Origin of the sequence: Bradyrhizobium paxllaeri, from assembly GCF_001693515.2 — a bacterium.
Lineage (GTDB): Bacteria > Pseudomonadota > Alphaproteobacteria > Rhizobiales > Xanthobacteraceae > Bradyrhizobium > Bradyrhizobium paxllaeri.
On the sequence record NZ_CP042968.1, the window covers coordinates 2,299,060 to 2,314,322 of the forward strand.

General features: G+C 64.2%; 13 protein-coding genes and 1 pseudogene. 8 read left to right on the forward strand and 6 right to left on the reverse strand.

The genetic code is table 11. The annotated features are described in order from the left end of the window. Positions 1–115: 115 nt before the first annotated feature. The gene (locus LMTR21_RS10830; RefSeq protein ID WP_065756516.1) at positions 116–1,453 is read right to left on the reverse strand and encodes an amidohydrolase; all 1,338 of its coding nucleotides are present in this window, start codon (positions 1,451–1,453) and stop codon (positions 116–118) included. A gap of 90 nt (positions 1,454–1,543) precedes the next feature. Beyond that, positions 1,544–1,924 carry a VOC family protein gene (locus LMTR21_RS10835; protein WP_065756515.1) on the reverse strand — a complete coding sequence of 127 codons (381 nt, stop codon included), beginning with the start codon at positions 1,922–1,924 and terminating at the stop codon, positions 1,544–1,546. A 328-nt stretch (positions 1,925–2,252) separates the two neighbouring features. On the opposite strand from LMTR21_RS10835, the gene htpX reads away from it, so the two are divergent. Both htpX and LMTR21_RS10845 read left to right on the forward strand, forming a co-directional pair. Beyond that, a complete protein-coding gene (gene htpX, locus LMTR21_RS10840) occupies positions 2,253–3,194 on the forward strand; it encodes a zinc metalloprotease HtpX (protein ID WP_148635952.1) in 942 nt (313 codons plus the stop codon). A gap of 152 nt (positions 3,195–3,346) precedes the next feature. Beyond that, positions 3,347–4,240, forward strand: coding sequence for a LysR family transcriptional regulator (locus tag LMTR21_RS10845; RefSeq protein WP_065756513.1), 894 nt, complete (start codon positions 3,347–3,349; stop codon positions 4,238–4,240). Here LMTR21_RS10845 and LMTR21_RS10850 read toward each other — a convergent pair. Together LMTR21_RS10850 and LMTR21_RS10855 are read right to left on the reverse strand one after the other, a co-directional pair. Next, the gene (locus tag LMTR21_RS10850; RefSeq protein WP_246175431.1) at positions 4,237–5,643 is read right to left on the reverse strand and encodes an FAD-binding protein; all 1,407 of its coding nucleotides are present in this window, start codon (positions 5,641–5,643) and stop codon (positions 4,237–4,239) included. The genes LMTR21_RS10845 and LMTR21_RS10850 overlap by 4 nt on opposite strands. A 315-nt stretch (positions 5,644–5,958) precedes the next feature. Continuing rightward, positions 5,959–6,738, reverse strand: a complete 780-nt coding sequence (locus tag LMTR21_RS10855) for an SDR family NAD(P)-dependent oxidoreductase (protein WP_065756512.1) — start codon at positions 6,736–6,738, stop codon at positions 5,959–5,961. 162 nt (positions 6,739–6,900) lie between these two features. On the opposite strand from LMTR21_RS10855, the gene LMTR21_RS10860 reads away from it, so the two are divergent. From LMTR21_RS10860 to LMTR21_RS10870, 3 genes are read left to right on the forward strand one after another with little or no spacing between them, the layout of a single operon-like run. Then, positions 6,901–7,692 (forward strand): enoyl-CoA hydratase/isomerase, encoded by a 792-nt coding sequence (locus LMTR21_RS10860; RefSeq protein WP_065756511.1) that lies wholly within the window; start codon positions 6,901–6,903, stop codon positions 7,690–7,692. Continuing rightward, positions 7,689–8,675 carry a phosphotransferase family protein gene (locus LMTR21_RS10865; protein WP_065756510.1) on the forward strand — a complete coding sequence of 329 codons (987 nt, stop codon included), beginning with the start codon at positions 7,689–7,691 and terminating at the stop codon, positions 8,673–8,675. The genes LMTR21_RS10860 and LMTR21_RS10865 overlap by 4 nt, the downstream gene beginning before the upstream one ends. A 1-nt stretch (position 8,676) precedes the next feature. Then, a complete protein-coding gene (locus LMTR21_RS10870) occupies positions 8,677–9,051 on the forward strand; it encodes a DUF6285 domain-containing protein (RefSeq protein ID WP_065756509.1) in 375 nt (124 codons plus the stop codon). 151 nt (positions 9,052–9,202) lie between these two features. Here LMTR21_RS10870 and LMTR21_RS10875 read toward each other — a convergent pair whose 3' ends face one another. After that, entirely contained in the window at positions 9,203–9,982 is a 780-nt protein-coding gene (locus LMTR21_RS10875; RefSeq protein WP_065756508.1) for an enoyl-CoA hydratase-related protein, read from the reverse strand. A 222-nt stretch (positions 9,983–10,204) separates the two neighbouring features. Here LMTR21_RS10875 and LMTR21_RS10880 point away from each other — a divergent pair, with 222 nt between their 5' ends. The 3 genes from LMTR21_RS10880 (at position 10,205) to LMTR21_RS10890 (ending at position 13,230) form a co-directional block, all read left to right on the forward strand. Continuing rightward, entirely contained in the window at positions 10,205–11,479 is a 1,275-nt protein-coding gene (locus tag LMTR21_RS10880) for an acyl-CoA dehydrogenase family protein (RefSeq protein WP_065756507.1), read from the forward strand. 67 nt (positions 11,480–11,546) lie between these two features. Beyond that, positions 11,547–11,963 (forward strand): GFA family protein, encoded by a 417-nt coding sequence (locus tag LMTR21_RS10885; protein ID WP_246175432.1) that lies wholly within the window; start codon positions 11,547–11,549, stop codon positions 11,961–11,963. A gap of 106 nt (positions 11,964–12,069) precedes the next feature. Continuing rightward, a complete protein-coding gene (locus LMTR21_RS10890; RefSeq protein ID WP_148635953.1) occupies positions 12,070–13,230 on the forward strand; it encodes an IS110 family RNA-guided transposase in 1,161 nt (386 codons plus the stop codon). Between the two features lie 442 nt (positions 13,231–13,672). Here the strand turns inward: LMTR21_RS10890 and LMTR21_RS10895 are convergent. Beyond that, a pseudogene (locus LMTR21_RS10895) lies at positions 13,673–15,249 on the reverse strand (fatty acid--CoA ligase). Positions 15,250–15,263: the final 14 nt, after the last annotated feature.

Below are 15,263 nucleotides of genomic sequence, written 5' to 3' on the forward strand. Positions count from 1 at the left end.
CGGGCGCGCGCTTGGCTCGTTGGCCGGCAATGTAGACGGCGGGGAGGGGCTTGTACAAGCGCGTGCGAAGGGCAACGATTTTCCGTCTCATGGGAAGCGGCGCTGCGGCTGCGTCTTACTTCCGCCGCGCCTTCTGGTCGAACGCGCTGAGCACCGCGAGCGTCATCGCGGTGATGCCGGTTTCGATGGTCGGCCTCGGCACCGGCGCGAACAGCGGCGAATGATTGGATGGTATCGGCGGGCCGGAGCCATTGCGTGCCGCGACGAACCGTGCCTCGTCATAGACGCCGATGTTGAACATCATCGACGGCACCCCGGCGCCGGCGAATTCGGAAAAATCCTCGCTGGCCGTCGAGGGCGGCGAAGTCCTGAACTTGTCACCGAACGCTATCTTTAACACCTCGGCCGTGGCCGCGACCACGTCGGGATCGTTCATGACGGGCTTGGTGCCCTCGGCGATCTTGATGTCAGGCGGCGGTGCATCCGACATCGCAGCGGCGGCCTTTGCGGTACGTTCGATCCCGGCATGCAGTTTGGCGCGGACCTCGGGCTTGTAGGTGCGGATGGTGCCGGCGAGCCGCACCGAGTCGGGGATGATATTCGGGGCGGTGCCGCCGTGAATGGCGCCGATGCTCACGACGCCGAATTCAGACGGGTCCTTTTCTCGGCTGATCACGCTTTGCACGTCGACGATGAATCGCGCCGCGATCCCGACGGGATCGATGGTCGTGTGCGGCGCCGAGCCGTGACCGCCGCGGCCGTGGAATGTGATATCGAGACCATCGGCGGCGGATGAGCCGACCCCGGCACGATAGAAGACCATGCCATGAGCCGTCGGGCCGGCATGCAGGGCAAGGGCGATGTCGGGCTTGCCAAACCGCGTGAACAGGCCATCCGCCAGCATCGCCTTGGCGCCTGCCACGATTTCTTCGGCGGGCTGCGCGATGAACATCAGCGAGCCCTGCCAATGAGCTTTCAGGCCGAGCAGCATCTTCGCCGTTCCGACCCAGCTCGCCATGTGGATGTCGTGGCCGCAGCTATGGGCGACGAACACTTCCCGCCCCATCCAGCTGGTCTTGTCGCGGCTCGCATAGTCGAGGCCGGTCTTTTCCTCCATCGGCAGGCCGTCGAGTTCGGTGCGCACCATGATGGTGGGCCCTTCGCCATTCCTGTAGATCGCGACCAGCCCGGTCTTGCCGACGTTCTCGGTGACGTCGAAGCCGAGCGCGCGCATCTCCGCGGCGAGCCTGGCGGCGGTCTTCACTTCCTGAAAGGCAAGTTCCGGGTGGGCGTGGATATCCTTGTAGAGCGCGTCGAGCTTTGGGTAATCGCTTTCGATCGAGGCCTGGATCGTCTTCTTCAGTTGGGCGACATCGAGTTCTGCATGGACCGGCAGCGACGTCGTCGCGAACAGGGCGAGGGCCGCGGCCAGGGAGCTGACAAATCGATTCATGGCATGGCCTTCCTTCGATTGCGCCAACGCGGGTCAAAGTCACTCGCCCGTCATGGCCGGGCAAGCCCGGCCATGACGAAGGAGATGAAGCTACGCCGGTATCCGGTGCATGGCGCAGATCTTGTTGCCGTCGAGATCGCGCAAATAGGCGAGATAGAGTTTGCCGCCCGCGCCTTCGCGAATGCCCGGCGGATTTTCGCAAGTTGTGCCGCCGTTGGCGATGCCGGCCGCATGCCAGGCGTCGGCCTGCTCGGGTGAGTCAGCCGAAAAACCGATGGTGCCGCCATTCGCCGCCGTCGCCGGCTGGCCGTTGATCGGCTTGGTCACCGAGAACACCCCGGTCTTGGTGAAATAGAAGATGCGGTGGCCATCGACCTTTGCCGGCCGGACGCCGAGCGTGCCGAGCAATGCGTCATAGAACGCCTTGGCCTTTTCCAGGTCGTTGGTGCCGATCATGATATGCGAAAACATTAGTCAATTCCTCCCAGTTTTTCCGACGAACAACGCGATTGCTCGGCGCTTCACTTTCGCTGGGCGGAACAAATCCTGCGCGCTGTCCGTTGCCGGCAATGTAGACGGTGGTATTGGCGTTGCACAAGGAGGCGGGGCAACCGTCGAGATGCCCGAAAACCAGCCAGAGCTTTGCAGATTACATTCCAGTAATCCGGCCGGAGGGGCGGTTTTCGAAGGCCAGCGCGGCGCCACGACGCACTACCGCCTCTTGCAGCACCGTCAGGGCAGTTCCTACCTCTGGGATGCCAGCCACGGCCTATCCGCCGCAGGCTGTAGGGAGACGACAATGAGCTATTTCAAGACTGCCATTCTATTGGCCGGTCTTACCGGCCTCTTCATGGGCGTCGGCTATCTGATTGGCGGCGCCACCGGTGCCATGATCGCGCTCGTGATCGCGGCCGCCACCAACATATTTGCCTACTGGAATTCGGACCGCATGGTGCTGTCGATGTACGGCGCCCATGAGGTCGACCGCAACAGCGCGCCCGACCTCGTTCACCTCGTGGCCGAGCTTGCCGGCCGTGCCGGGCTGCCGATGCCGCGCGTGTTCGTGATGGACGAGGCGCAGCCGAACGCCTTCGCCACCGGCCGCAATCCGCAGAACGCCGCGGTCGCCGTCACCACGGGCCTGATGCAGTCACTCAGCCGCGAAGAACTCGCCGGCGTGATCGCGCACGAGCTCGCGCACATCAAAAATCACGACACGCTCTTGATGACCATCACCGCGACCATCGCCGGTGCGATCTCGATGCTGGCGCAGTTCGGCATGTTCTTCGGCGGCAACCGTGACAGCAATCACGGCCCCGGCATGATCGGCTCGATCGCGATGATGATCCTGGCGCCGCTCGGCGCCATGCTGGTGCAGATGGCGATCAGCCGTACCCGCGAATACGCGGCCGACGACCTCGGCGCGCGCATCTGCGGCCAGCCGATGTGGCTTGCATCCGCTTTGAGCAAGATCGCGGGTGCCGCGCATGTGGTGCCGAACCCGGAAGCCGAGCGCAATCCGGCTACCGCGCACATGTTCATCATCAACCCGCTGTCGGGGCAGGGCATGGACAATCTGTTCACGACGCACCCCTCGACTGAGAACCGCATCGCCGCCTTGCAGCAGCTCGCGGCGCAGATGGGCGCGCAGGGCGGAACGCTTTCCGTCGACGCCCGTGGCAACTACCCGCGCCGCGGCCCGTGGGGCCGGCCCTCGGCCTCGCGCGGTCCGTGGGGCTAAGCCGATAGAGCAGAGACCCGCCGCTGTCGCAGTGGCGGGTCTCGTCGTGCCGGCGACCAGCCGGCTCCGTGCCGTGACTTCGTGTTGCTCCCGCGATGAAACCCAGATGGAGCAATGCTGCTTGATACAGCATCGCGAAGAGGGATCCCGGCATGGAACGGTTGGACGACCTCGAAGCATTCGTGGCCGTGGTCGAGAAGGGCAGTCAGGCGGCCGCCGCGCGCCACCTCCGGCGTCCGCTGCAATCGCTCAACCGCTCGCTGATCGCCCTCGAACGCGCCGTCGGCGTCGAACTCATCAAGCGCACGACGCGGCGATCGGAGCCGACAGAAGCCGGGCGCATGTTCTACGAGCGCATCAAGCCGGCCGTTGCCGAGATCATCGAAGCTCGCAACGAAGCCGCCAACATCCGCGGCGAGGTCTCGGGTCCGCTGAAGATCGGCGCGCCGGTATTGTTCGCCTCGTCCTATGTCGCGCCGATCATCGGCCGCTTTCTAAAGCTTTATCCGAACGTAGAGGTCGAGCTGAAAGCATCCGACGATCAGGTAGATCTGGTTGCCGACGGGATCGACATGGCGGTGCGGATCGGCGAGTCCGTCGACGAACAGCTGACCGCGCGGCGCCTGCAGGCGCTGCGCGTCGTGACGTGTGGCGCACCGTCCTATCTCGCGGAGCATGGCACCCCGAAACATCCCGATCAGCTCGAAAGTCATCACTGCGTGCTGCGGGCGGGCACCGGCGGGACCGACAAATGGCCGTTTCGCGTCGGCGGCAAGTTGCAGAAGGTGAGGGTCTCCGGCCGCTTTCACTCCAACAGCGCCGCAGCGATCCGCGCGGTCGCCGGCGAGGGCGTCGGCCTCGCGCAATTGCCGCTCTGGCAGATCAGGGAGCTGGTCGAGCAGGGCACGCTTGCGATCGTGCTGGCTGAATTCGAGACCGACGGCATGCCGATCCAGCTTGTCTGGCCGCCGACGAAAGCGCCGCTGGAGCGGATGCGGCGCTTTGCCGATTTCCTTGCGAACGGTCTCAAGACCGAGCTGCTTTAATCCTGGAAGATACCGTAACCCGGCGTGAGTATATTCGCCGGATCGAGGCGCTGCTTGATTTCACTGAATCGCGGCCAGCTCGATCCGAAATGGTTCTTCCAGTCACCGTGCGACATCGGAAAGGCGCCGACCGGATACTGCACGCCGCCGGCACTGCGGATGCGATCGTAGAGCGCCCGGTTCTGCTCGACCATGCGCTCCGCCGCGGCGGCATCGTCCGAAGCCGGCATGCGGATGATGTTGAACGGGAAGACGACGTTCTCGTCCGGCAGACGAAACGGCGGCGTGCGGCACGCGCGCGTCAGCATCGGATAGATGGTGATCCGTCCGAACGGCCCGACATTCGCATCGGTCAATCCGGCAAGGATTTCGCGCGCAATCTGTTCCGCGTTGCTGCCGGGCAGGAACGTCAACAGCCAAGGCTTGGGCGTAGACCATTGGCCCTTCGATCGCAGCAGGGCTTCGAACTTTGCAAATGCGGCGGCGTCCTCGCCATAGGTCAGGTCGGTTATCACGGCGGCGCTGCGCGTGCCCGATAGTCCCTTGAGCAGGGCGGTATCGTCCGGCGACCGGTCCCCGGTGTAGTACACGGCCCCGTCAAGCTGATATCGCCAGCCCCCGGCGCCATCGGGGAGGATCGCTCCCTGCAACTGGTCGAAGCGTTCTTCTGCCAGGACGCGCTGTTGGTCGGCCATCAGTTCGGTCAGGCCAGGATAGAACAGTTGAAAGCGTCGCACGCGCTCCGGAGCACGTACCAGGCGCAAGGTCGCACGCGTGATGATGCCGCACTGGCCGAGCCCGGCGCGAACGGCGTCAAAGGCATTGGGGTTCGATTCCGCCGAGCAGGTCAGCTCCTGACCGTCTCCGGTGACCACGTCGAGTTCGAGGACATTGTCGGTCTGCATGCCATATCGGGAAGACGCCGCGCCGATTCCGCCGACCGCCAATGTGCCGCCGACCGACAGGCCGAGATAGTTGGTCAGCACCGGCGGCGTCAGGCCTTGCGAGAGCGTGCCGTCGAGCACGCTTTTCCAGGTGGCGCCCGCCTCGACCACGATGCGGTCCGGCCGGAGTTCGCGGATCGAATTGAGCCTGCCCATGTCGATCACGATGCCGTCCTCGCTCAGCGAGCGACCATAGATCGAATGGCCCTGACCACGCGCCGCAACCTTCAGCCCCTCGCTTCTCGCCAGCCGCAACAGGCCGGCGACCTCCGCACTGGAAACCGGCTGCGCCACCGCGCGCGGTTCCCGATGGATCAGGCGTCCGAAATCCTCGCTTGCCTCGGTGCGAAGGCCATCGCGCGACGGCATTTCGCCGGCGGTCAGGCCGTAGGTGTGCGAAGTAACGGCGGCGGCGATGCCGAGGCCGGTGCCCAGAAACGTGCGCCTGTCTGACGTCATGCAGCAATCCTCCATCGCCCGACCAAAAGCGAACTCAGTTGGGGTGATGTGAGTGAACCTGGCTTCGATTATGCCGGGAAACAATTGCCGCCTTGCGCTATGGAGTTTCCCGAAAACCGGGATAGTGCTGATGCCGTTGCGGCGGCCGCGGCGCAGATGTCGTAGGGTGGGCAAAGCGTAGCGTGCCCACCATCAGCTAGTGCGATCGGTAATGATGGTGGGCACGGCGCGATCGCGCCTTTGCCCACCCTACGAAACTGCGAACTGATTTGCTTTCCGCGCAAGGGCAGGTCGCCGGCAGCGCCGCACCCAACCTCAAAACGCCGTATAGCCGCCATCGATCACAAAACAATCCGCCGTATGATACGATGAGGCCTTGCTCATGATGTACACCGCGATGCCGCCGAAATCCGTCGGCTCGCCGAAGCGGCGGACAGGAATGCGGGGCATCACGTTGGCGACGAACTTGTCATTCGCCATGATGCCGGCGGTCATGTCGCTCTTGATCCAGCCGGGCAGGATCGCATTCGCGGTGACGCCGTGGCGCGCAAGCTCGACCGCGAGCGCGCGGCACAGCGCGTTCAGCGCCGCTTTCGTGCCGGCGTAATGCTCGTTGCGGGCGGTGCCGAACAGCGAGGCGAGGCTGGAGGTCGCGACCAGCCGGCCGAACTTGTCGCCGGCCTCCGCGCGTTCGGTCATGTGGCGGGCCGCGGCCTGAAACACATGGAAGACGCCGTCGAGATTGGTCGCGAACATTTTTCGCCACTCTTCCTCGGTGCGGTCGATAAAGGACCGGCGTCCGCCGCCGCCGATACCGGCATTGGCAAAGCAGCCGTCGACGCGGCCGAACGTGTCGAGGGTCGCTTTCATCGCGGCCTTGACGGAGGCGGGATCGGAGACGTCGCAGGTCTCTGTATGAACCTTGCCGGGCCCGGCCGACATGGTCGCGGCCGCGGCCTTGTTCTTGTCCGCGTTGCGGCCCCAGATCGAGACGTTGCAGCCCTGCGCGTTCAGCGCCTGCGCGATACCGAGGCCGATACCGCCATTGCCGCCGGTGATGACGGCCGTGCGGCCGGTGAGGTCAAAGATGCTCATGGGATGTTTCCAATTTGTTTGAATAGCAGACTTGCGCCCGGTGGCGGGCAGATGTTCTGGCGCAAGCATGGACAACGCCGTCAGGAAAATCAAATATGGGCGCGACATCATCAGGTCTTCCGCGCAGCGAAATAGCGCGTAAACACAAGTCAAGAGGAAACAATGCAGTTCAAGCACGTCACGCTCGATTTCGACGGCCCGGTCGCCGTTCTCAAGCTCGACCATCAGGAGGTCATGAACGCGGTATCGATGGACATGCTGGGCGGACTTGGCGAGGCGCTCGATGCGATCGACGACAAGCGCGACGAAGTCCGCTGCGTCGTGCTGACCGGCGCAGGCCGCGCCTTCTGCACCGGCGCCAACCTGCAGGGCCGCAACAACCAGAAGCCCGGCAAGAGCAATGCCGGGCAATCGCTGGAAATCGGTTTCCATCCGTTCCTGCGCCGCATTCGCCGGCTGCATTGCCCGCTCGTCACTGCCGTCAACGGTCCTGCCGCCGGCGCCGGGATGAGTTTTGCATTGATGGGCGACATGATCCTGTGCGCGCGCTCGTCCTACTTCCTGCAGGCGTTCCGGCGCATCGGCCTGGTGCCGGATTGCGGCTCGACCTGGCTGTTGCCGCGCATGATCGGCAAGGCGCGCTCGGTCGAGCTGTCCTTGATGGGCGAACGGCTGCCGGCCGAGAAGGCGCTGGAATGGGGCCTCGTCAACCGCGTCCATGACGACGCGGTATTGATGGAAGAGGCGATGAGGCTCGCGCATGAGCTCGCCAATGGTCCCACCATCGCGCTGTCGCTGATCCGAAAACTCTATTGGGATAGCCCGGAAAACTCCTTCGAGGAACAGCTCAACCTCGAATACGAATCGCAGCGCATCGCGGGTGCCGCGGAAGACTTCAAGGAAGGCGTCACTGCGTTCCTGGAAAAGCGTCCCGCCAAGTTCAAGGGCAAATGATCGAGGACCAACTCGGACGCTGCGTCGCCTCCTGGTATCCGGGAGCGACCGGCGTCACTGGTGCCGCAAAACTCTCCGGCGGCGCCAGCCAGGAGACCTGGACGTTCGACATCGTGCATCCGAACGGCGATGTCGGCGCCATCCTGCGCCGCGCGCCGCCGGGCTATGGCGCCTCGCCGGGACGGGCGGCTGGCCTCGATGCCGAAGCGACGCTGATGCAACTCGCGCATGATACCGGCCTGCCGTCGCCGCGCGTGATGCATGTACTGAAGCCGGAGGACGAACTCGGCCGCGGCTTCATCATGCAGCGGATTGAGGGCGAGACCATCGCGCGCAAGATTTTGCGCGACGAGCAATTCACCAAGGCGCGGCCGCTATTGGCGTGGCAGTTGGGCCGCGTCATCGCGGGTATCCACGGCCTGCCGGCGGCAAAGCTGCCGAAGCTGCGCGAGATGAGCGCGACGACGGAAATCGCCGACCTCGAGCGGGAATACCGCAGCTTCAACTGGCCACGACCGGTGTTCGAGCTGGCGCTACGCTGGCTGCGCGAGCACGATCCCGGACCGTCGCGGGAGGTGACGCTGGTGCATGGCGATTTCCGCCACGGCAATCTCATCATCGGCCCCGATGGCGTGCGCGCGGTGCTGGATTGGGAGCTCGCGCATTTCGGCGATCCAATGGAGGACCTGGGGTGGATCTGCGTCAACTCCTGGCGCTTCGGCGAGATCGACAAACCGGTCGGCGGCTTCGGTACGCGCGAAGAGCTGTTCGCAGGCTATGAGGAAGCCGGCCGCTCGGTCGATGCTGACCGGGTGATGTTCTGGGAAGTGATGGGCACGCTGCGCTGGGGCATCATGTGCTGCGGCATGATGCAGCGTTTTCGGCAAGGCCCTGATCATTCGATGGAGCGCGCCATGATCGGGCGGCGCTCATCGGAAACGGAAATCGATCTGTTGCGATTGTTGGCGCCGCGGGGAGGTTGAGATGCAGGACGAACCGACACCCACCGAACTGATCAAGGCGGTTGCGGATTTCCTCCGCAACGAGATCGCGCCAGAGATCAAGGGCCACAACGCCTTCAAGCTTCGCGTCGGTATCAATGCGCTTGATCTCGTGACACGGCAGTTGGCGCTGGAACAGGGGAGCGATGCGGCGGAGGCCGAGCGACTGAAGCAGTTGCTGGGCGCGGATGGCTCGCTGGTCGAGTTGAATCGCGCGCTGTCGGAGAAGATTGCAAACGGCGAGGTCGATCTGCAGACGCCGGGGCTGGCGGAGCATCTCTGGCAGACGACGATGGACAAGCTCGCTGTCGACCAACCGAACTATGCGTCGTATAAACGGGAGTTGGGGAATAAGTAGGGTCGCGACCAACTCTCCGCCGTCATTGCCTGCGACAAACGCGAAGCGTTTGTGCAAGGGAGCGAAGCGACGACGCAATCCATCTCGCCGCAAGCGGATATGTGGATTGCTTCGCTGCGCTCGCAATGACGTGGATGGAGCGTTGCGATCCTCACCGCCCCAGCCATTTCGGCGGTCGCTTCTCCGCAAACGCCTTCGGTCCCTCGATATAATCCTGCGACGCCGCCATCGCCTTCACCGCCGGATACTCCCGCTGCTCGGCGATCGCCTGTTCCAGCGACACCTCAAGCCCGCGCTGGATCGCCTGCTTGGAGGCGCGGATCGACATCGGCGAGTTCTTGCAGATCGTCTCCGCCCAACGCTCGGCCGCCGCAAGCGCTTCACCGGCGGGAACCACCTCATTCACAAAACCGAGCTGAAGGCCTTCCTTGGCCGAAACGTGCCGCGCAGTGAGGATCATGCCCATGGCGCGCTTCAGCCCGATCTGGCGCGGCAACCTGTGCACGCCGCCGGCCAGTGCGGCGAGGCCGACGCGCGGTTCAGGCAGGGCGAAGGTGGCATTGTCAGAGGCGATGATCAGGTCGCAGGCCAGCGCGATCTCGAAGCCGCCGCCCATCGCGACGCCGTTGACGGCGGCGATGATCGGCTTGTCGCAGTCGAACCGCGAGGTGAGGCCGGCGAAGCCGCCCTTGTCCCAGCCGCGCTTTCCGCCGGCTGCCTGCCATTTCAGGTCGTTGCCGGCGCAGAACGCCTTGTCGCCCGCGCCGGTGACGATCGCCACCCATTGCTCAGGGTCCGCGGAGAAATCGTCGAACACCTTGTTGAGTTCGAAATGCGCATCGATATGCAGCGCATTGTACACTTCCGGCCGCGACAGCGTGATGATCGTGATCGGCCCCTTGCGCGTCACCTTGGAGAATTTCAGATCCATGTTGGCTCCCGTGTTGATTTTCTGCGGAGAAGAATATTGGCCGCGATAATAGCGCGCGGCGCGGGCCTGAAACCATCCAATTACGCAAGGCCCCCGCGCATGCCAAGGTCAATTCCGTTGCTTGACTTGGAGGCGGTCTTCTCAGCTAAATCGATCCCAGCAGGAGCGCTCGCGTAGCGCCTAAACGCAAAAGCAATAAACGACATTTCCGGGAGAGAGACCTTGGATTTCAACCTGCCTGCCGACCTCACGGCCTATCTCGACGAACTCGACCGCTTCATCGCGCGCGAGATCAAGCCGCTGGAGGAGGCCGACGACAACATCCGCTTCTTCGACCATCGCCGCGAATGGGCGCGCACCGATTTCGAGAAGGGCGGCCTGCCGCGGCACGAATGGGAGGCGCTGCTGCGCAAGGCGAAGAATCTTGCAGATGCCGCAGGCCACCTGCGGTTTGCGATCCCGAAGCGCTACGGCGGCAAGGACGGTTCCAATCTCTGGATGGCCGTGATCCGCGAGCATTTTGCTGCCAAGGGCCTCGGCCTGCACAACGACCTGCAGAACGAGCATTCGATCGTCGGCAATCTGCCGCTTGTCACCATGCTCGATCGCTACGGCACCGATGAACAGAAGGCGATGATCGAAGGTTCGATCACGGGCAAATACCGCATCACCTTCGGCCTCACCGAACCCGATCACGGTTCCGACGCCACGCATATGGAAACCAAAGCGAAGCAGGCGACCCGCGATAACGTCAAGGGCTGGATCATCAATGGCCAGAAGATGTGGACGACCGGGATGCATGTCGCGACCCATTGCGCGCTGTTTGCCCGTACCTCGGGCAATGACGGCGATGCGCGCGGCATCACCTGCTTCCTCGTGCCGGCGAAGAGCGAAGGCGTGAAGGTCGAGGAATATATGTGGACCTTCAACATGCCGACGGATCATCCGCGTGTCAGCTTTACCGACGTGTTCGTGCCTGAGGATGCGCTATTCGGCGAAATCGGCCGGGGCCTGTCGCTGGCGCAATGTTTTGTGCACGAGAACCGCATCCGCCAGGCAGCGAGCTCGCTGGGGGCCGCCGTCTATTGCATCAACGAAAGCGTCAAATACGCGCGTGAGCGAAAGCCGTTCGGCAGGGCGCTCGCCGAGAATCAGGCAATCCAGTGGCCGCTGGTCGAACTGGCGACGCAGGCCGAAATGCTGCGGTTGTTGATCCGCAAGACCGCGTGGGAGATGGACCAGCTCACCCAGGCGCAGGTCGAGAACACGCTGTCCGACCGGGTGTCGATGTGCAACTACTGGGCAAACCGGCTGTGCTGCGAAGCCGCCGACCGCGCCATGCAGGTGCATGGCGGCATGGGCTATTCGCGCCACAAGCCGTTCGAGCACATCTACCGCCACCACCGCCGCTACCGCATCACCGAAGGCAGCGAGGAAATCCAGAAGCGCAAGGTGGCGGGATTCCTGTTCGGCTACATGGGAGCGGGGAAGCTTTAGAGGGACGTAAGTCATGGAAGGTGGATGCACGTGCCGGAACGTCCGCTATCGCCTGAATGGCAGGCCGATGATCGTGCACGCCTGCCACTGCACCTGGTGCCAGCGCGAGACGGGCACGGTGCACGCGCTCAATGCGATGTACGAGGCCGAGAGGGTCGAGCATATCGCGGCTGAGCCCGAGATCGTCGTGACGCCGTCGGCCAGCGGCAAGGGCCAGCGCATCGCGCGCTGCCCGGTCTGCAAGGTTGCCGTCTGGAGCAACTATCCGGGATTTGGTCCCGCCGTGCGGTTCGTGCGCGTCGGCACCATGGACGATCCCGGCCAATGCCCGCCGGACATCCACATCTTCACCTCAACCAAACAGCCCTGGGTGGCGCTGCCGCAGGGGGCGAAGGCGGTGGCGGAGTTCTACGATGTCACCGAGGTCTGGTCGGACGAAGCCAAGGAGCGCCGGCGGGTGTTGCGGGAGCGGATGAAGAAGTAGGCGCTGCTACGTGGGCATTGCGAGGAATCATAGATTCCATGAGGCGGTGAGCGTGGCCTTTCCGATAAGGTTTGGGTTTCCACACTCGAACCCCTCGGAGAGTCAGATGCAAGCATCCACCGTAGCCACGCCCACCGCCGGCCATATTGGCACAATTTTCGTTGCAATCGAACTGAGCCAGCGGAGCTGGCGGGTCGCGCTGCACAGCCCGGACAAGGACAAGATATCGCACCACAAGCTGGAGGGTGGCGATCATGCCGAGCTGTTGGCGTTGGTGGGTCGGGTTCGGGAGCGGGCGGCTCGAACGCTGGGAGGCGTTCCGGCGGTGGCGAGCTGCTACGAGGCGGGCTACGACGGGTTCTGGCTGCACCGGCTGCTGCTGGCGGCCGGCATCACGAACTACGTGTTTGATCCCGCCAGCATTGCGGTGGACCAGCGGGCGCGGCGGGTGAAGACCGACCGGATCGATGGCGAGCGGATGCTGCGCACGCTGATGGCGTATCTGCGCGGCGAGCCGCGGGTGGTGCGGATCGTCCGGGTGCCTGCAGCCGAACAGGAGGACGCCCGCCGCGGCAGCCGCGAACGCGACCGGCTGATCAAGGAGCAAACCGCTCACACCAACCGGATCAAGGCACTGCTGCGGCTGCGGGGCATGGCGGTCGGGAACCCGCGGCGGCGCGACTGGCTGAGCTGGCTGGCAACGCAGCGGGATTGGCAAGGCCAGGCGGTCCCGCCGCGGATGCTGAGCGAGATCCGACACGAGCACGCGCGGCTGATGCTGGTGCGCGATCGGCTCGATGCGCTCGCGCAGGAGGCGGCCGCAGCGGAGCCAATGCCTGCGGAAGCCGAGATGACCCGGCGCAGCGAACTGCTGCGCCGGCTCAAATGTCTCGGCCCGGCGTTCGCGACGACGCTGACCAGCGAGGTGTTCTACAAGGACTTCCGCAATCGCCGCGAGGTCGGGAGCTATTTCGGGCTGACGCCCAGTCCGTGGCGGAGCGGCGGCATCGACCGCGACCAGGGCATCAGCAAGGCGGGCAATCCGCGCGCCCGCTGTGCCGCGATCGAACTGGCCTGGCTGTGGCTGCGGCATCAGCCGGACAGCAAGCTGACCCTGGAGTACCGCAAGCGCACGCTCGATGCCGGCAAGCGCATCAAGCGCGTCGCCATCGTCGCCCTGGCGCGCAAGCTGATGGTGGCGCTCTGGCGCTATCTCACGACCGGCCTCGTGCCCGAGGGCGCGGCGCTCAAGGCTGTAAAGATCTAACCACTTCAACGAATGCGTCAGCGTCGCGGCATCTGCCGCGGTCAGCGCGGGATGGATGATGACCGTGCCACCCTTGGGCCAGCAAACAGGCTGTTTCGTAGATGGGTCTCATCCTCGTGGCTTCCTCGCCGCATGCATGCGGAATGTGGGTACGGACAACGGTCCGACCGGATATGAGGTGATGCAGTGAGCAACTGCATAAATCGCCGGAAGCCAGTCCCTGAGCGCACCGACCGCGGCGGCACGCTGCGCTACGCATGGCTCCGCGCGCCGCCGCTCCACCGAACGTAAAAATCACATCCAAGCCCTGTCGGGATGCTTGACTCAAAACGCCTCATATGAGGGTGGGCAAAGGCGCGTTAGCGCCGTGCCCACCATCTTGATGCGTGAAGGTGGCTGGAATGGCGGGCACGCTGCGCTTTGCCCACCCTACGAAGTGGGATCAATTCACCTGCCGGTCCTTGCCAGCCCAATACGGCTCCCGCAGATTCCGCCGCAAGATTTTCCCCGACGGATTGCGCGGCAGCGCTTCCAGGAAGTCGACCGACTTCGGCGTCTTGAAGCCGGCGATGCGTTCGCGCGTGAAGTTGATGATGTCGGTGGCGCTCGCCTGCTTGCCCGGCTTCATCACCACGACCGCCTTCACCGCCTCACCCCATTTGTCGTCGGGGATGCCGATCACGGCGGCTTCGGCGACATCAGGATGATCGCAGATCGCGCTCTCGACCTCGGCGGGGTAGATGTTCTCTCCGCCGGAGATGATCATGTCCTTGATGCGATCGTGGATATAGAGGTAGCCGTCCTCGTCTATGTAGCCGGCGTCGCCGGTGCGCAACCAGCCGTCGCTGCCGAGCGTCCTGGCGGTCGCCTCCGGCAGGTTCCAGTAGCCCGCCATGTTGGAGCCGGAGCGGGTGGCGATCTCGCCGACCTGGCGCGGCGGCAGGCGGTTGCCGTCGGGATCGAGGATCGCAAGCTCGATGCCGGGGAGTGCCTTGCCCGCAGAGCGCATGCGCTCCAGCCCCTCGACATGGTCTTCGGGCGGGAGTGCGACGATGGTGCCTGTTGTCTCGGTCATGCCGTAGAGCTGCACGAAGCCGCACTTGAACACCTCGATGCACTCCTTCAGCAGCGCCGCCGGAATCGGGGAGGCGCCGTAGAGCATGTATTTCAGGCGGGAGAAATCGACCTGCTTCGCCCGCGGCTGGCGTACCACGAACTGCATCGCGGCCGGCACCATGAACAGCTTGGTAATGCCGGACTGCTCGAGGAAATCCAGCACCTTGGTCGGATCGAATTCGCGCGCGATCACGCCCCTCACGCCGTGATAGAGACCCATCACGCCCCAGCCGGAGCCGCCGATATGGAACACCGGCATTGCCACCAGCGAGACGTCATCCGTCGACCACTTGTTCCACTCCGGCTTCTCGGCCGCATTGCCGGCGGTCGCGAGGTTGAGGAAGTTGGCATGCGACAGCATCGCGCCCTTGGGCTTGCCTGTGGTGCCCGAGGTATAGAGCTGGATCGCAATGTCCTTCGGACTGATCGGCACCTTCGGATCGTCGCCGCTGGCGGCATCGCGCCAGGCGACAAAATCCTGCCATTCCGGCGCGCCGCCCTCGGTCGTGATGACGGTGCGGACATCAGGCAGTTGCGACTTGATGTTGCGAACCTGGGTGATGAACTCAGGCCCCACGAACAGCACCGGCGCCCGGCAGTCGCCGACGATGAAGGCGACCTCGGGGCCGGCGAGACGCCAGTTGACCGGCGCCATCACCACCCTGGCCTTCATTGCGCCCATCAAGAGCTCGAAATAGAAGTCGCTGTTCTTGCCGAGATAGGCGATCCGCTCGCCCGGCTTGACGCCCATCGCAATCAGCGCGTTGGAGACGCGGTTGGTCTTGCGAATTCGGCAAAGCTGGTCTGCCGTCCCTCGAATTCATAGGCGATGGCGTCGCCATATGTTCGTGCGCGTTCCCGCACCATGTCGACAAGGTTGGTCAACTCCTGCGAAGCGGACATGTCGCTCCCGTAGA